This is a genomic window from Acinetobacter sp. NBRC 100985 (genome assembly GCF_000241225.1).
Taxonomy (GTDB): domain Bacteria; phylum Pseudomonadota; class Gammaproteobacteria; order Pseudomonadales; family Moraxellaceae; genus Acinetobacter; species Acinetobacter venetianus.
The window spans coordinates 1-16,836 of sequence record NZ_BAEB01000023.1 but is presented as its reverse complement, the minus strand read 5'-3'; the positions used below and the strand labels follow the sequence as shown (position 1 = coordinate 16,836).

The 16,836-nt window shown below is 38.9% G+C and carries 20 protein-coding genes and 1 pseudogene; 10 read left to right on the top strand and 11 right to left on the bottom strand.

Annotation, left to right across the window (positions count from 1 at the left end; genetic code table 11):
• The first annotated feature begins 130 nt into the window (after positions 1 to 130).
• The 3 genes from purL (at position 131) to ACT4_RS08835 (ending at position 5,130) form a co-directional block, all read left to right on the top strand.
• The gene (gene purL / locus ACT4_RS08845; protein ID WP_007481501.1) at positions 131 to 3,961 is read left to right on the top strand and encodes a phosphoribosylformylglycinamidine synthase; all 3,831 of its coding nucleotides are present in this window, start codon (positions 131 to 133) and stop codon (positions 3,959 to 3,961) included.
• 180 nt (positions 3,962 to 4,141) lie between these two features.
• Complete coding sequence (locus ACT4_RS08840; protein WP_007481499.1) at positions 4,142 to 4,615, top strand: hypothetical protein; 474 nt, start codon at positions 4,142 to 4,144, stop codon at positions 4,613 to 4,615.
• 104 nt (positions 4,616 to 4,719) lie between these two features.
• Positions 4,720 to 5,130, top strand: a complete 411-nt coding sequence (locus ACT4_RS08835; RefSeq protein ID WP_007481497.1) for an NUDIX domain-containing protein — start codon at positions 4,720 to 4,722, stop codon at positions 5,128 to 5,130.
• Positions 5,131 to 5,134: 4 nt separating this feature from the next.
• Here the strand turns inward: ACT4_RS08835 and ACT4_RS08830 are convergent, their stop codons facing one another.
• Positions 5,135 to 5,728 carry a hypothetical protein gene (locus ACT4_RS08830; RefSeq protein ID WP_007481495.1) on the bottom strand — a complete coding sequence of 198 codons (594 nt, stop codon included), beginning with the start codon at positions 5,726 to 5,728 and terminating at the stop codon, positions 5,135 to 5,137.
• Positions 5,729 to 5,874: 146 nt separating this feature from the next.
• Here ACT4_RS08830 and ACT4_RS17515 point away from each other — a divergent pair, with 146 nt between their 5' ends.
• Together ACT4_RS17515 and ACT4_RS08825 are read left to right on the top strand one after the other, a co-directional pair.
• On the top strand, positions 5,875 to 6,006 hold the full coding sequence (locus tag ACT4_RS17515; protein WP_252152115.1) for a KGW motif small protein: 132 nt from the start codon (positions 5,875 to 5,877) through the stop codon (positions 6,004 to 6,006).
• Between the two features lie 61 nt (positions 6,007 to 6,067).
• Positions 6,068 to 6,382, top strand: coding sequence for a hypothetical protein (locus tag ACT4_RS08825; RefSeq protein WP_007481493.1), 315 nt, complete (start codon positions 6,068 to 6,070; stop codon positions 6,380 to 6,382).
• On the opposite strand, the gene ACT4_RS08820 is transcribed toward ACT4_RS08825, so the two are convergent.
• Positions 6,383 to 7,144 carry a nitroreductase family protein gene (locus ACT4_RS08820; protein ID WP_004878498.1) on the bottom strand — a complete coding sequence of 254 codons (762 nt, stop codon included), beginning with the start codon at positions 7,142 to 7,144 and terminating at the stop codon, positions 6,383 to 6,385. It lies immediately after the preceding gene.
• A 109-nt stretch (positions 7,145 to 7,253) separates the two neighbouring features.
• A complete protein-coding gene (locus ACT4_RS08815) occupies positions 7,254 to 8,054 on the bottom strand; it encodes an enoyl-CoA hydratase-related protein (protein WP_007481491.1) in 801 nt (266 codons plus the stop codon).
• A gap of 109 nt (positions 8,055 to 8,163) precedes the next feature.
• Here ACT4_RS08815 and ACT4_RS08810 point away from each other — a divergent pair, with 109 nt between their 5' ends.
• Positions 8,164 to 8,730 (top strand): nicotinate-nicotinamide nucleotide adenylyltransferase, encoded by a 567-nt coding sequence (locus tag ACT4_RS08810; RefSeq protein WP_007481489.1) that lies wholly within the window; start codon positions 8,164 to 8,166, stop codon positions 8,728 to 8,730.
• 5 nt (positions 8,731 to 8,735) lie between these two features.
• On the opposite strand, the gene ACT4_RS08805 is transcribed toward ACT4_RS08810, so the two are convergent.
• The gene (locus ACT4_RS08805; protein WP_007481487.1) at positions 8,736 to 9,644 is read right to left on the bottom strand and encodes a LysR family transcriptional regulator; all 909 of its coding nucleotides are present in this window, start codon (positions 9,642 to 9,644) and stop codon (positions 8,736 to 8,738) included.
• Between the two features lie 97 nt (positions 9,645 to 9,741).
• Between ACT4_RS08805 and gstA the strand changes: the two are divergent.
• The 3 genes and pseudogenes from gstA to ACT4_RS08790 all read left to right on the top strand — a co-directional run bounded on the left by gstA (position 9,742) and on the right by ACT4_RS08790 (position 10,961).
• A pseudogene (gene gstA, locus ACT4_RS08800) lies at positions 9,742 to 10,344 on the top strand (glutathione transferase GstA).
• A 25-nt stretch (positions 10,345 to 10,369) separates the two neighbouring features.
• A complete protein-coding gene (locus tag ACT4_RS08795; protein ID WP_007481483.1) occupies positions 10,370 to 10,597 on the top strand; it encodes a 2-hydroxymuconate tautomerase family protein in 228 nt (75 codons plus the stop codon).
• Between the two features lie 4 nt (positions 10,598 to 10,601).
• Positions 10,602 to 10,961 carry a nuclear transport factor 2 family protein gene (locus tag ACT4_RS08790; protein WP_007481481.1) on the top strand — a complete coding sequence of 120 codons (360 nt, stop codon included), beginning with the start codon at positions 10,602 to 10,604 and terminating at the stop codon, positions 10,959 to 10,961.
• 17 nt (positions 10,962 to 10,978) lie between these two features.
• Here ACT4_RS08790 and ACT4_RS08785 read toward each other — a convergent pair whose 3' ends face one another.
• From ACT4_RS08785 to dapD, 7 genes are all read right to left on the bottom strand, one after another.
• A complete protein-coding gene (locus ACT4_RS08785; protein WP_050934470.1) occupies positions 10,979 to 11,503 on the bottom strand; it encodes a CAP domain-containing protein in 525 nt (174 codons plus the stop codon).
• Between the two features lie 157 nt (positions 11,504 to 11,660).
• The gene (locus ACT4_RS08780; RefSeq protein ID WP_007481478.1) at positions 11,661 to 12,122 is read right to left on the bottom strand and encodes a peroxiredoxin; all 462 of its coding nucleotides are present in this window, start codon (positions 12,120 to 12,122) and stop codon (positions 11,661 to 11,663) included.
• Positions 12,123 to 12,141: 19 nt separating this feature from the next.
• On the bottom strand, positions 12,142 to 12,828 hold the full coding sequence (locus ACT4_RS08775; RefSeq protein ID WP_007481476.1) for a diphthine--ammonia ligase: 687 nt from the start codon (positions 12,826 to 12,828) through the stop codon (positions 12,142 to 12,144).
• Positions 12,829 to 12,916: 88 nt separating this feature from the next.
• On the bottom strand, positions 12,917 to 13,330 hold the full coding sequence (locus tag ACT4_RS08770) for a hypothetical protein (protein WP_007481475.1): 414 nt from the start codon (positions 13,328 to 13,330) through the stop codon (positions 12,917 to 12,919).
• Between the two features lie 30 nt (positions 13,331 to 13,360).
• Positions 13,361 to 14,029, bottom strand: coding sequence for a 7-cyano-7-deazaguanine synthase QueC (queC, locus tag ACT4_RS08765; RefSeq protein ID WP_019384053.1), 669 nt, complete (start codon positions 14,027 to 14,029; stop codon positions 13,361 to 13,363).
• 75 nt (positions 14,030 to 14,104) lie between these two features.
• Positions 14,105 to 14,815: a 7-carboxy-7-deazaguanine synthase QueE gene (queE, locus tag ACT4_RS08760; RefSeq protein WP_007481471.1), complete on the bottom strand. Its 711-nt coding sequence runs from the start codon at positions 14,813 to 14,815 to the stop codon at positions 14,105 to 14,107.
• Between the two features lie 136 nt (positions 14,816 to 14,951).
• A complete protein-coding gene (gene dapD, locus ACT4_RS08755) occupies positions 14,952 to 15,773 on the bottom strand; it encodes a 2,3,4,5-tetrahydropyridine-2,6-dicarboxylate N-succinyltransferase (protein WP_004878511.1) in 822 nt (273 codons plus the stop codon).
• Between the two features lie 294 nt (positions 15,774 to 16,067).
• Here dapD and carO point away from each other — a divergent pair, with 294 nt between their 5' ends.
• On the top strand, positions 16,068 to 16,817 hold the full coding sequence (gene carO / locus ACT4_RS08750) for an ornithine uptake porin CarO (RefSeq protein WP_004878512.1): 750 nt from the start codon (positions 16,068 to 16,070) through the stop codon (positions 16,815 to 16,817).
• The last annotated feature ends 19 nt before the right edge of the window (positions 16,818 to 16,836 follow it).

Sequence of the window (16,836 nt, the reverse complement as noted above, 5' to 3'; positions counted from 1 at the left end):
GAGCTAGAAAACTCTGTTTTTTAAGATGGATATGTCTAGCTGAAATGAGCCTTTCACAGTAGAATATGCGCTCTCTCATAAGTCACATTGTGGTAGGTTCGTCAGACCCGCCCGTGGAGCCAAAGTCAACATGTTTATCGTGGCCGGTGCAGCAGCACATTCTTCTTTTAAGAAAACTCAACTCTTAAACAGTTTAGCGTCAATGAGTTCTGTTCAATCTTTTGACAGCCAGTGGGTTTATTTGTTTGATCAAGCGCTCAACGAGCAGCAACATCAATCGGCATTACAACTATTAAACGACGGTCAATCTTTCGAACTTCGCCAAGCTGCAAGTGATGAAATCCAGATTTTAGTGACACCACGTGTTGGTACAATCTCGCCATGGTCTTCTAAAGCAACGGATATTTTCCAAAACTGTAATACGCCAATTCACCGTTTAGAACGTGGAATCTTATTTACGCTAAAAGGTGTAACAGAGATTTCAAACGAAGTGAAATTGGCACTACATGACCGTATGACAGAGAGTGTTTTTGCTCAAATTGATGATGCAAAAGCTTTGTTCTCAGAAACAGCGCCAAAGCCATTGAACTCAATTGATATCTTGGGTCAAGGTAAAGAAGCGTTAGTTAAAGCCAACAATGAGTTTGGTTTTGCTTTATCTGAGCAAGAAATTGATTACTTAACAGAAGCATTTACCAAGCTGGGTCGTAATCCAAATGACATCGAGTTGATGATGTTTGCACAAGCAAACTCTGAACACTGTCGTCATAAAATCTTTGGTTCAGAATGGACAATTGATGGTGAAAAACAACCATTATCATTGTTCCAAATGATTAAAAATACCTATAAAGAGTCTCCAACAGATGTATTGTCAGCATATAAAGACAATGCGTCTGTGATCGTGGGTTATGACACGATGCGTTTTTATCCGAAAGCGGATGAAAATGGTCACTTTGTTTATAAATATAAGAGCCAAGCTGCTCACATTTTAATGAAGGTTGAAACACACAACCATCCAACAGCAATTGCTCCATTTGCTGGTGCTGCAACAGGTTCGGGCGGTGAAATCCGTGATGAAGGTGCAACGGGTCGTGGTGGTAAACCAAAAGCAGGTTTAACGGGCTTTACTGTATCAAACTTGAATATTCCAGGTTTTGAACAACCTTGGGAAGAAAACTACGGCAAACCTTCACGTATGGCTTCGCCATTACAAATCATGATTGAAGGTCCATTGGGTGGCGCTGCGTTTAACAACGAATTTGGTCGTCCAGCATTAAATGGTTACTTCCGTACTTTCGAACAAAATGTAAATGGTGAAGTCAAAGGCTTCCATAAGCCAATCATGATTGCTGGTGGTTACGGGAACATTCGTCCTGACCATGTAGAAAAAGATGCGATCCAACCGGGTGACTTGCTTATTGTATTGGGCGGCCCTGCAATGTTGATCGGTCTTGGCGGTGGTGCAGCATCTTCTGTAGACAGCGGTACCATGGGCGAGAGCTTGGACTTTGCTTCAGTACAACGTGAAAATCCAGAAATGGAACGTCGTTGCCAAGAAGTGATCGATACGTGCTGGCGTTTAGAAGACTTCAACCCAATCGTATCTGTACATGATGTAGGTGCGGGCGGTTTATCAAATGCCATGCCTGAACTTGTGAATGACCATGAGTTAGGTGCAGTATTAAACCTTCGTAAGATTCCATCTTTAGAGCCAGGTATGAGCCCAATGGAAATCTGGTCAAACGAAGCACAAGAACGTTATGTGTTAGCGATTCGTCCAGAATCTTTAGAACAGTTTGAAGAAATTTGTGCGCGTGAACGTTGTCCATTTGCCGTGTTAGGTGAAGCGACAGAAGCACGTCATTTAACAGTTGAAGATCCATTGTTTGAAAACAATGCAGTCGACATCCCAATGCAAGTCATGTTGGGCGGTACGCCACGTATGCAACGTTCATATGAAACGATTGAGCGTACAGGTAATGACTTTGACGTAGCAAAAGTTGATTTGAAAGATGCGATTTTCCGCGTATTAAAGAACCCAACAGTGGCTTCTAAATCATTCTTGATTACCATTGGCGACCGTTCGATTACGGGAATGGTTGCGCGTGATCAAATGGTGGGTCGTTGGCAGGTGCCTGTTGCTGATGCAGCAGTAACCACCACAAGTTTGCAAGGCTTCACGGGTGAAGCAATGGCAATGGGCGAACGTCCACCAGTTGCTTTGTTAAATCCTGCGGCATCTGCACGTTTAGCGGTTGCTGAAGCAATTACCAATATTGCCTGTGCCAACATTGAACAAATCAGCGATATCAAACTTTCAGCAAACTGGATGGCAGCAGCTGGTCAAAAAGGTGAAGACCAAGCCTTGTTTGAAGGTGTGAAAGCGATTGGTATGGAAATGTGTCCTGCATTAGGCATCGCAATTCCAGTGGGTAAAGATTCACTTTCAATGCGTACGACGTGGAATGATGGTGAAGACAAAGCTGTTACTTCGCCAATGACAGGGGTAATCACTGCATTTGCACCAGTTCTAGATGTTCGTAAAACCTTAACGCCTGAATTGAAAAACTTGGAAGGCTCTGTACTGGTACGTATTGATTTATCTAAAGGCCAGTTCCGTTTAGGTGGTTCGATCCTTGCACAAGTGTATAAAGCGATTGGTTCGGTGACACCTGATGTCGATAGTTTTGATGACTTCAAAGCATTCTTTGCCTTGATTCAAGACTGGAACAATCGTGGTTTAATCAAGGCTTACCATGACATTGGTGATGGTGGTTTATTAGCAACTGTTGCCGAGATGATGTTTGCATCACGCTTAGGTGTAGCATTACAAAATCAATCAACAGAAAGCCTATTTGCTGAAGAAATTGGTGCCGTACTGCAAATTACTGCTGCTGATTGGGCGCAGTTAGAAGTTGAAGTTGCAGCATCAAGCCTGAAAGATGCAATTGCTGTTGTTGGTCGTGTAAATACCACGGATCAATTGGTTGTAAATGGTTTAACGCTTGAGCGCGCTGAATTACAACAAGCTTGGGCTGAAGTCTCTCATCAAATCCAACGTTTACGTGACAATGCTGAAACAGCTGATCAAGAGTTTGCTTTGATTGCAGATAAAAACCATAAAGGTTTAATTGCACAAGCAACTTATGATTTAAATGAGCCAGTTGAAGCACCGTTTATTAATACACGTCGTCCCAATATGGCCATCTTGCGTGAGCAAGGTGTCAATGGTCATGTGGAAATGGCGGCTGCATTTGACAAAGTTGGCTTCAATACCATCGACGTACATATGAGTGACTTGCTTGCAGGTCGTGTCAGCTTGAGCGACTTTGAAGGTTTAGTGGCGTGTGGTGGCTTCTCATACGGTGACGTAATGGGTGCTGGCGGTGGCTGGGCGAAATCAGTATTGTTCAATGCTAAACTACGTGATCAGTTCGAACAATTCTTCCATCGTGAAAATACATTCAGCTTGGGCGTATGTAATGGCTGTCAAATGATGTCTCAACTTGCACCACTGATTCCAGGTGCAGAGCATTGGGGACGTTTCCACCGTAACATGTCAGAAGTTTTTGAAGCGCGTGCAGTGAACGTTCGCGTAGAAAAATCAGTTTCTGTATTGCTTGAAGATATGCAAGGTTCGATTTTACCAATCGCGGTTGCACATGGTGAAGGTCGTTTGGTTGCAACTGAACAGCAAATTGCTGCTTTAAATGCAGAGAATCAAGTGATCTTGCGTTATGTGGATAGCTTGGGTAACCCAACTCAGCACTATCCGTTGAACCCGAATGGTTCACCTGAGGCGATTACAGGTCAAACTTCTAAAGATGGTCGTGCAACAGTGATGATGCCGCATCCAGAGCGTAACTTCCGTGCCTTACAACATTCATGGAAGCCTGAAGATTGGGCTGAAGATGGTGCATGGTTACGTATGTTCCGCAACGCACGTAAATTTATTGGTTAATTAAACAACCGATGATTGAAAATGCCACTTTTTTAGTGGCATTTTTTTTGGCAAGTTGTCGATTTTGCAGAAGAATAAACTATATAAGTGTATTAAATTTAAATTATTGATAATAAAAGTTATTTTATTTAAATTGGTTTTGTTGTGGTATTCTTCTGTACGTGAGAGGGGAACCACACTATGAAAAAAATATTAATATTATCTGTACTATTAACTGGATGTTCAACGACCTATCAACCACATTCATTGATTGGGCAAAATGGCTTAGCTGAAACTGAATTATCTCAGAATCATTATAAAGTAACGTTTAAAGGCAATGAGAAGACTTCACAAAAACAAGCCAATGATTTTGCAATGTTACGAGCTTCTGAGTTGATGATTGCGAAAGGTTGTTTGAATTTTAAAGTGCTTAATTCTTCAAACGAAATGATCAGCAGTGTGGTATTTCCACAAACAAATGCGATTAACCCTTTTTCAAGTGCAATAGAAAATCGTATTCATGGTAATACAAATACTTTTGGACAATATCACGAGCCAAAATCTACTGTAGAAGTGAGTTGTTCTGCTGCAAGTGGCAACCAGCAAAGTGAAATATATGTCTCAGCTGCGATCAATCAAGAGATTAAGAAAAAATATGAGATTGTTGGGCAATAGATTAGAACTAAACTATCTAAAATTTAAACTTTGATTTGTTTGAATCATCTATGTAGCCAATTTAATCTAATCAGTTAAATTGGCTTATTTTGTTGAGATGAATTATGAAAAAAGTTGTCCCTGTAATTCTAAGAAATCCAACGCAAGGTTTGGAAATATTAGCTTTTCGGCATCCACTTGCAGGTAGTCAATTAGTTAAAGGAACAATAGAGCAAGGAGAAAAATATGATGAAGCTGCAATTCGCGAGTTATATGAAGAAGCAGGTCTGACAGCTGAACCAAACCCTAAGTTAATGGGAAGTTTTATGCTTAAATCTAATCAGCAAGATTGGCATTTCTATTTATGTGAAACGCTGGCTGAATTACCAGAGACTTGGGTACATCATTGTCAGGATGGTGGCGGTTTGGATTTTGAGTTCTTTTGGTTTCCTTTATATCAACAGCCAAATGATAATTGGCATGTAATGTTTCAAGAGGCCCTAGGTTTTATTAAGGAACAACAAGATTTATTCTAATATCCTATAGTCCATCTTCTCTTGGTGAAAGCCAGTCTTTATATTTGTCTCTTAAAGCATTTCTTTTGGTTTTATCAAAAATAATAAAATCAATACCGCCATCATAAGGTGCAACGATAATGTTCTGTTCAAAAGAAATCATAAAGGCCCTTACTTCATCGTCAGCGATTTTTTTCAATAAGTCATTATGTTCATTAGCTTGCCAAGCTACTTTTACAGAGCATGGTCTAAAGTAGTGATCTTTATCTTCTCCATCATAATATTCAGGATTAGCTTGGGTTAAGTTGATTTCCTGCTCTAAATGAAATTTGTAGGGGAATATAAAGGCTGGATCATAAGCTTTATTGTTACGGGAACGGCTAAAATAGTGACCTGAAACTATAAAGATAGAGGTATTTTCCCTAAAACAGTCTGTAATAATTTCATTTTGTCGATTTAATAACAATTCATATTCGGCAGTCGTATCCGCATACCTTTTTGATTCGGGCAGACTATGAATTCTAAACCAAGATTGTGGAAAGTAGTGCTTAAGGAGGTGAGAAATTGGGAGGTTGTTGGGATAGAACTGATCCCATTGAGATTGAAATGAGTTGCTCATATTTTGAAATCGAAGAATTTAGTAATATATTATGAATATAACTTGGCATAACTGATTTAAGAAGTATGGCTTCAGATCAATTTTGCTTTTAAAAATTGGTTCAATTTTTGCTTTCTCAATAATGATTATAAAACTCGGAGAACAATATGATGAAACATGAGAATCATATAAGGACAGCGTATACTAAAGATAAAGGCTGGTTCTGGTTTAGCTTAACAGTCATAATTCAAGTGATGTTTATCGTGGTAAGTTACCTTGTGATGAATATTTCACTTTGATTTTTCTTTATTTTTGAGCTTATGATTTGATGATCATATAAAGATTAACATCATCAAAAACATGCTAAAGCTTATTTATTACGTACCTGAATCACATTTAGAGTCAACCAAACTTGCTATTTTTGAAGCGGGTGCAGGTGGTATTGGCAATTATGAACACTGTGCTTGGCAAGTGAAAGGAATAGGGCAATTTAAGCCTATTAAAGGTGCAAATCCTTTTCTTGGGCAATTAGATGAACTCGAACAACTAGAAGAATGGCGGGTTGAAACCATTGTCCCAAAAGATAAAGCCAGTACTGTCGCCAAAGCATTAAAGGCAAGCCATCCTTATGAAGAGCCTGCCTTTGAATTTATCCAAATATTAGATATTGAATAATTATACTTTTTGAATGAATAAATCACGATCAAAACGATATTGTGGGAAGAATACGCCGTCTTTGGCACGTTCACCCGCACCAATCACCATCACGGGGTATTGTTGATCATTGAGTTTTAAGATTTTGCGAACCAAAGGCTCATCAAAGCCTTCCATCATACAGCTATCAAAACCATAAGCACGTAGAGCCAATACCAAATTTTCACAAGCGAGCGCAGTAGTTTTAGTTGCCCATAGTTTCGCATCAGCAGCATTAAAAGCTGTAACAGGAAGCTGTTTATCCAGTGTCCTCACAACTTTGAAAGCCACTTTTTTGAAGTTACCTAGGGCATTGAAATAGCCTGTCTTATAATTATATGGAATAAAACGATAATATTTTTGAACAGCAGGCGGCGCTTCAGGAAAAGGGAACTCGCTGATATTACGTTTTGCCATTTCATCCAGACGATCTGTACGAGCAACACAGACAATCAATTCAGAGGCAGTTTTCGCAGCAAGTTGGTTTAGACACGCTTTAACAAGTTGCTTTTTCTTACTCGGGTTTTGAACGACATAAAATGTCCAAGGTTGTAAGTTGGATGAGTTTGGTGCAAGTAGCGCCAAATCTAAACATTCATCTAAAACTTCATTTGGAATCGGTTTATCTGTAAATTTACGCACAGAGCGTCTGCTTTCAACAACCTTACGGAAGTTGGCAATATCGATGTCTTGTGGGGCAGGTTCATAATAACGCTTTTTTTCAGTTTGATTTTGATCTGACATGAGTTTGATATTTTCCTAAAACTTTTATATTCATATTGGGATGTTCAATAAAAAACCACCTCGATTTTGCAATGAAGTGGTTTCGTTTTATTAATGAGTTATTGTCTCATTAATTGAACTGAGAAAAGTCAGGTTTACGTTTTTGCATAAATGCTTGCACAGCTTCCATCATTTCAGGTGAGCGAACACGTTGCATAAAGATTTCTGCTTCGTCATCTACACAAGCGATGATTTCAGCCAAGTCTTTTTTCATGAGTGCTTTGCTTTGTTTTAATGATGCTAACGGTAATGCCGCTAGATGTTGTGCAGTTTGTTGAGCAGTTGCATAAACGTCCTCAACTACGTCATTGACAAGATTTGCCTTAACCGCTGTTGCAGCATCAAATTTCTTCGCCGTGAATAATAATTCAGCCGCTTTTTGATAACCAGCTTGCTTCACTAATAAACGGCTTGCTGCGCCTTCAGGAGAAAGACCAAGACTGACAAATGGAATTTGGAACAGGGCAGTATTGTCCGCAAAGACGATATCAGCATGTAATAAAATCGTTACTCCAATACCAATTGCAACACCTTTCACAGCAATAATGAGAGGTTTAGAGAAACGAGCTGCTGCTTTTAATAGGACAAATGGAGGTTGATCACCTGCTTTGCCTTCGTATGGTTTTTGCATGAAGCCCATAAAGTCTTTCATGTCATTACCCGCGGTAAAGTCTTGTTCTGCACCACGGAAAATTACGACACGAACTTCTTTGTTTGCATCAGCTTCATCTAATGCTTGAGCGATCCAAAGATACAATTCGCCGTAAAGCGCATTCTTTGCTTCTGAACGGTTAATGGCTAAGGTGAGTACGCCATCTTCTAAATTTGCTTGCAAATGTTGATGAGGTTGTTGAATACAGCTAAGTGTCATCGTACTATCCTTGCTTTAATCCAGATTGATTTTTTAAGTGCCCTCATTATGTCGCATATTTACTGAATATAGTGCAACTGATGAGTTCACAAAAAGTGAAATTAAGCCTATGTACACATTTGACTATCTTGTTTTTATTGGACGCTTTCAGCCATTTCATTTGGCACATCTGCAAACCATTGAAATTGCACTACAACAAAGTCAATCTGTGATTTTAGCTCTCGGTTCAGCACAGCCCGAGAGAAATATTAAGAATCCATTTTTAGCGATAGAACGTGAGCAAATGATTCTTTCCAACTTCTCTGAACAGGATCAGAAACGGATTCGTTTTGTGCATGTTGTTGACGTTTATAATGATCAAAAGTGGGTGAAGCAAGTTAAAGATTTGGTTAATAGCGTCATTCAGCCCGATGCAAAGGTTGGTTTGATTGGTCATTTTAAAGATGAATCATCTTATTACCTGAGCCTATTCCCTGAATGGGAAATGGTGGAGTTGGATAGCTTAAAAGGGGCAATCTCGGCGACACCGATGCGAGAGGCATATTATCGTGGTGATATTCAAAAGGAATATTTTCCTCAAGGAACGATTAAATTCCTGAGTGAATTTAAAAAGACGAATGTCTATGCGGAATTGCAACGAAAATATTTTGCTGAAGATAAAAGCAATTTAACTTAATCATTTTACGGCTTTAACGCTTCGATTAAGAAATCAATGAAAACACGGATATGAAAAGACTCGTGTTTTTTTGATGGATAAAGCAAAGAAAATGGGCGAGATGCGCCAGAAAAATCAGTCAATACTTCTATTAGCGCACCACTTTCGAGTTCTTTTTCCACTATAAATCGATAAGTTTGTAATAGGCCTGCATTGTGCTTAGCTAATGTCACTGTGCCTAAAATATCATCTAAACAACGAAGTTTAGCGTTGGTCATATATTCGATGGTCTGATGGTTGATGTTGAAAAGCCACGGTACATTTTTACCCGTACTTGGTAGCACAAACTGAATGCATTGATGATGTTGTAAATCTTCAAGCTGTTGTGGTGTACCGAATCGTTTTAAATATGTTGGTGATGCAACCACGATAAGCTCTGCTTGTTCTAGCTTACGTGCAATCAAATTTGAATCGGCAAATTGTCTACCTCGAATCGCCAAGTCAAAACCTTCTGCAATGAAATCTACATTCTTATTGGTCAGTTGAATATCAATTTCAATTGCTGGATATAGCTGTGTAAATTTAGCCAATAAGGGCAAAATTCGATAATGCCCGTAAGGTGTTGGCACACTGATGCGAATCAGTCCTGTAGGTTGTTGATTTTGGTTTTTGAGATGCTGTTCTGCTTCTAAAATTTGATTCAGTGCTTGTTTACATTCCTCAAAATAGGTTTTTCCTTGTGTGGTCAATCGGACTTGGCGTGTAGTTCGAATAAAAAGTGGCGTGGTTAAACGTCTTTCTAATCGGGAGATTGAACGACTCACGGCCGCGGGGCTAACGCCGGCATGTAATGCGGCTTTGGAAAAACTTTCATATTCAGCAACTAAGCAAAAAAGTTCGACACTGCTGAACATCATTCTTTTGAGTTGTGTCATTGATTACACCATGTAAAAAATGATTTGATTTGTATGCTATTTAAGCACATTAATGTAAATAATAAGATGGCTTTATCTCAAATGATGGAGTGATTTTATGAAACTTTTTTATTCGCCAAATGCATGTTCTTTAGCGCCTCATATTGTTTTAAGAGAACTTGGTATTCCTTTTGAATTGGTCAAAGTCGACTTACAGCAACACCTGACTACATCCGGCGAAGATTTTTATCAGTTAAATTCTAAAGGGTAAGTTCCACTCTTACAGCTTGATGATGGTCAGTTTTTAACTGAAGGAGCGATCATTAGTCAGTTTTTGGTTGATCAAGCAAAGCGTGATGATTTACTACCAAAAATCAATACATTGCCACGTTATCAAGTCTTGGCATGGATGAATTTTATTGCCTCTGAAATTCATAAAGCGTATTCACCATTTTTCCATGAATCTTACGGTGAGCAGACAAAAGCACTATTTACTGAAATTCTAAAACAACATTATGCATGGATCGATCAACAACTCACTTGGCAGCTTTATCTAACAGGAAATGAATTGAGCATTGCAGATATTTATCTATTTGTGGTGACAAGATGGGCTGGATTTATTGGTTTAGAGCTTACGCATTTTAAGTATTTAACCAGTTTTATGCAGCGTGTTGCTAACCGAAAAACGGTTCAAGATGCAATCATGGCGGAAACTAAATAATAAAAATCATCACAAGGAAAATGAAATGCCTTATATTTTAATTCAGATCACTAAAGAAAATGTTTCACAACAGCAAAAGCAGCAGTTGATTCAAGAAGCAACAGAGTTGGTTGTTCGTGTACTTGATAAAGATCCTGCCACTACCTTTGTCGTGATCGATGAGGTTGATACAGATAATTGGGGGGTTGCTGGGGAGTCGGTTACGACCTTACGGCAGAAACAAACAAAATGTACAGTTCATCAAGTTGAGTAAGAATATGAGTCAGCAAGCAATAGTTGAAATCAACTCACAACTACAAAAATATTTTGATGCTTTGTATTTTTGTGATGTGAGCAAGTTGAATGATGTGTTTCACCCTGACGCGATTTATATCAATGCCACGGATAAACCCATTTTAAAGTTGGATATGCAAACCTATTTTGCAATGGTATCAAAGCGCATTTCACCTGCATCTAAACATGAAGCAAGGCAGGATAAAATTATGTCAATTCATTTACTCAATGATCAGCTGGCAGTCGCACATGTAGAGTGTGCGATTTCACCTAAATATTTTTATGATGCGCTAACCTTCGTTTTTGATCATGGTGAATGGAAAATTATGGCGAAAGTTTTTTAATATCAATTACAGACTGACTAACGAACACCAAACTGTTGAGTCCAGTAAGCCTTTTGTTTTGCAGATCGGTCGGATGTGCAAGCAAGTGCATAATCCGTGAATTTAGGGTGCATCAGATTTGCACAATGCACTGGACTCGCAAGCCATGTTGCCATGACTTCATTTAAGTTTTTCTGACCGCGCGCAACATTTTCACCACTGCCACGACCTTTGAAGTGGTAAAGTTTTAATCTCGCCTTCAAGTCTAAGCCCGCAGTGCTGATATGACCGAGAAAATTGTATTTTGCCATGTCTTCTGACTGAGCAAATGCACTGTTGTATAAATGACTATTCCAAACTAGAGGCGCTACAGCTGGATAGAGTTTTTGGCCGCAGTGACGTGGATATTGTCGTATTTCGTTAATCGCATTTAAAATTAATTGTTGATAAGCTGGATTTTGTAAATCTTGGCAAGTAATTTCTATCGCAGATTTTGAGATTTGATCCACACTAGGAGAGACTGGTGTCGAGCTATCTGGTGCATTTGCACTACATGCGGAGATAAAAAAAGGAAAACAAGAAGAAGTTTGAGCTTGTCCATGGCGATGTCTTAAATGTAATTTTTTTAGTTTTTTATCATACGTGAAGAGTAAAGCACTGATCAATTTACTTCAGTAAAAAAGCGAGTTTAAAACTCGCCTTTAGCATTAAAACACTAATTTATCCAGCTTGTAATGCTTTTAAATCTTCTAATACCTGTTCAGCATGACCAGCAGCTTTAACCTTTCTATAAGATTTCACCAGTTGTTTATTATGGAAAATAAAAGTTGAGCGCTCGATTCCCATCACTTGTTTGCCATACATGTTTTTTTCTTTAATTACGTCAAAATGTTTACACAGCACTTCTTCTTTATCACTGATGAGATCAATGGTTAGTGATTGCTTTTCAGTGAAGTTTTGGTGTGCCTTCACTGAGTCACGAGATACACCAATAATTTGACAACCTAAAGCGTCAAATTGATCTTTCAAGCATGAAAAACCAACAGCTTGGGTTGTACATCCTGGTGTTGAATCTTTGGGATAAAAGTATAACACCAACCATTTACTTGTTATCTCGGCTAGATTAATTTCGCCTTGTGTTGTTGGGAAAACGTGATTTGGTAATTGAATATTCTCAGACATTGTGCATCCTTTTAATAAATTAAATTTGATCTAATTCAAGTGGTAGAAAAGCATATTCTTCATGATAAACAATATTGCACTGACGTATAGGTATAGCTTTGTTAAAAATTGGTCCATCAATAACCGTAGTATGGAATTCGCCGCCTTCACCACATGGATCAATGCCACGGCTTTCGAGTTCTTGGATATATTCTAAGGTTAGGATTTTACCAAGGTCTTCGACTTTCATACCGAGCTTTAAATTTACAGTGACGACGACACTTCGGAAACCTAAATTGATGAATTCTTCTACGACTTCACGATGTGGGCGTAACCAAAGGGGCATTGCCAATTTAAGGCCAACTTGTTGAGTCACACGATCGTGCCAACAACCGTGTTGGGGCATATCCAGATCACCTGTCACTAAAACTTCAGCACCTTTTTGCTTTGCTTGATTCATTAAATCTATGAACTTATCTTCGTAATCAGCCCAACTCGAAGATGTCATAAAAACAGGTAAACCAATTGCATCTGCTTGTGCTTCAATAATATCAAGAGGCATGGCATGTGAACGTGATCGTTGTCCTTGCTCTTCTAGCATGACAATCAAACCAATTACTGTACCTGATTGTAGCGCATGATATAACGCGAGAGAGCTATCTTTACCACCACTGAATGACACGATAGATCGCTTATGATTGGCGTTAGTTTTCCATTGATCTTGCATGCGAATTCAACTGAATTAAGATCAATAGAGTCTAACAGAAAAGAAAAAAAGCCTGCAAAATGCAGGCTTTCTTTAGAACAACAAAGGCTTATTTTTTCTGCGCTTGTTGAGCTGCTTTCATTGCTTCTTCAGTTAACTTTTCTAGCTTAGAAACGAGTGGTGCGCCTAAGCAAGCTTGTAAGTCTTTATTTTGCTTTTGTACAAAAGCTAAAGAACTAGGGCTTTTCTTGGCATTGATCGCACTTTGGATTTCCCATTTTTGCGCTTCGGTCACTTTACCTTGAGCATCAATTTGGCAACCACAGAATTTGCTTACTTCTGCAGAAGTGAGTTTACCGCCTTTCGCAGTTTGATCTTTACATACGTTGATCAATGCAGCTTTTACATTGGTACTTTTATACGCAGTTTGTAAAGGATTATCAGCTGCGTGAGCCCCTGTTGCCAGTAATGCAGCAGCTGACATCATTGTAGAAAGAATAAGATTTAATTTGAAAAACTTCATATATTGTACCTAATTATTACCCTATATCGTCTATTCAGTATAACGTGTAGGATCCGCAATACCTGCTTCGATAAAACCTTGTTGACGTAAACGGCAACTGTCGCATTTGCCACATGCACGTCCTTGAGCATCTGCTTGGTAGCAGGATACCGTTTGACTATAGTCTACGCCATGTTCGATCCCTAAGCGTATAATATTCGCTTTGGATAAATGTAACAGAGGTGTTTCAATTTTAAGTGGTTTTCCTTCAACACCTGCTTTTGTTGCAAGACGAGCAAGATTTGCAAAAGCATCAATAAATTCAGGGCGGCAATCTGGATATCCTGAATAATCAACAGCATTTACCCCAATCACAATCGCTTCAGCATCAAAAACCTCTGCTGCTGCTAGGGCATAAGAGAGGAAAATTGTGTTACGAGCTGGAACATAAGTTACAGGAATGCCTTCTTGTAGTTGCTCTGGAACATCAATGTTATGATCTGTAAGTGCTGAGCCACCTAAGTTACCCAAATCAATATTAATCACACGATGTTCAACACCTGCACGTTTCGCAAGTGTTTTAGCTGCATCAAGTTCTGTTGTTGAACGTTGACCGTACATAAAACTTAAAGCTATACACTCATAGTTTGCTTGTGCCCAAGCAAGACAAGTTGTCGAGTCTAAGCCACCAGACAATAATACGATGGCACGAGAACGCATATTATTTTCCATGATTCAACCTAAAATAAATTTGAAAAAAGCTGATCTATTTTGAGAACGAACTTTTAAAGTTTTCTAACGACCAGATTCATCGTTCCACAACAGTTTATGTAACTGTAGTTGGAACCGAACGGGGAGATGGTCTTCTAAAATCCATTGTGCCAAATCACGTGCTAAAGCAGGTAAGGCAACGGCACCTTTTTCAACAGCAAAGGCTGGTGAGAACCACACTGTACTCACTTTTTCCTGTAATTGAAATTGTTCAAGTTGCTGTTTAGACCATTCATAGTCTTCTCGATTACAAATGACGAATTTGATTTGATCGTGCTGCGTGAGGTGATCAATATTACTCAATAAATTACGATGATCTTCTTTTGAAGTTGGTGTTTTCAAATCAAGCACTTTAGAAACGCGTGAATCAACTTTTGATACATCTAAAGCACCACTGGTTTCGAGAGAAACTTGAAAACCTAGATCGCAAAGACGTTGCAACAAAATCAAGCAATTCGGTTGTGCCAGAGGTTCTCCACCTGTGACACAGATATAAGGTGTTTTATATTGGCTTGCTGTTTCGATGATATGTTCAAGTGAAAAACGCTCACCACCTTCAAAGGAGTAAGTCGTATCACAATAACTGCAGCGTAGTGGGCAACCTGTTAAGCGGATAAATACGGTCGGTAAACCAAAGGTATTCGCTTCGCCTTGCAAAGAATAAAAAATCTCAGTAATACGCAGCCCAGCCGCAGGATCAGAGACAGGAATTGCAGAAGAACGTAAGGAAGCCATAAAGAGTTACCACAAACAGTTATAACAAAAGCAGCATGCTATATAAAAACAAAATCTCTACGACCATGTCTGATCGTAGAGACGAGGAGCGACTGAAGCTCCAAGGAACGGTTAAGTTCCTCAAATAAATGACAGATTAGTCTGCACGTAATAAGTCGTTCAAGCTCGTTTTAGCACGAGTTTTAGCATCAACTTTTTTCACGATGATTGCAGCATATAAGCTGTATGTACCACATTTAGAAGGAAGGTTACCTGCAACAACAACAGAACCAGCAGGTACACGACCGTAGTGAATTTCACCTGTTTCACGATCAAAGATCTTGGTTGATTGACCGATGAAAACACCCATTGAAATCACAGAGCCTTCTTCAACGATCACGCCTTCAACGATTTCAGAACGTGCACCAATGAAGCAGTTGTCTTCAATAATTGTTGGGTTTGCTTGTAATGGTTCTAAAACACCACCAATACCAACGCCACCAGACAAGTGAACATTTTTACCAATTTGTGCACATGAACCTACAGTTGCCCATGTGTCAACCATTGTGCCTTCATCAACATACGCACCGATGTTGACATATGATGGCATCAACACAACATTTTTCGCTTGGAAACTTCCACGACGAGCAACAGCAGGCGGTACAACACGCACACCAGCTGCTTTAAATTGTTCTTCAGTCCAACCTGCGTGTTTTGTATCAACTTTGTCATAGAAACGAAGATCACAAGACTCGATTGGTTTATTGTCATTAAGTTTGAATGATAATAAAACTGCTTTTTTTAACCATTGGTGAACAACCCATTCACCATCGATTTTCTCAGCTACACGAAGTGTACCGTTGTCTAAGCCAGTCAAAGCTTCTTCAACAGCTTGACGAATTTCAGTAGGGCAGTCCGCTGCGCTATAGTTGGCGCGGTCTTCAAATGCTTGCTCAATGATTGTAGAAAGCTGAGACATGATCTTCCTTCTTCCAAAAAAATTTTGAAGATTTTACACTAAATTAGATCAATTAGCTTTGAAAAAAGTAGTTACAATAAACTGTTTTAAATTTATGCAACAAAATTGTAATAAAAACGGATTTTATTGTTTTTTATTCATTATTTTACAATTCACAATTATTCTGAATTTGTATCAAAAAATAACAAAAAGTAATCATTTTCTGTATAAAAAGTTAGCGATCATTCTTTTATGCTAATTCCACAAGCAACAATTATACATTTTTAAATAAGAGCATTTTTTGAGGAGACTCCAATGAAAGCTTTGCGTGTTATGTTAGCAGCAGGTGCATTAACAGCGATTGCAGGTACTGCATTTGCAGCAGATGAACAAGTTGTGAAGGAATCAGTTTATGCTTTCCCTTCATATTTAGATCCAGTTTCTGTACGTGCTGAAGTAGGTACGACAGGTTATGGTGGTGCGATTTCATATCGTGTGAATCCTTATGTGGCACTAAGCTTAGGTTATAACGGCGGAGATATCTCTTGGTCTGATAGCTTGAAAATTGATGGCACTAAGTATGATATGGATATGGATAATAAAAATGCATATTTAAATGCAGAAATTTATCCATGGGGTGCGAATGAAAATGCGTTTGCTCGTGCATTATATGTAGCAGCGGGTGTTGGTTATTTAGATAATAGCTATGATTTGAAAAAATCAGTATCTAACTCGAACGATACGATTAAAATCGATGGTTCTAACTACTATGCACCTGGCGGCAGTGGTTCTGTAAAAGGTCATTTAAACTATGACAACCAGCTTGCTCCATACTTAGGTTTTGGTCTTAACACTCCAGTTTATAAAAACATAGGTGTGTTTGGTGAAGTCGGTGCTTACTATACTGGTAACCCAACTGTTGATCTGAAATCAGAAGGTCTGGTAAAAGTTGGTGGTGTTGAGTCAGGTCAATCAGCGGCTGATCGTGAAGCAGACAAAATTGCTAACAAGAGCAAATACGAGTGGATGCCAGTGGCTAAAGTTGGTGTGAACTTCAAGTTCTAAACAACTGGATATAAAAAAA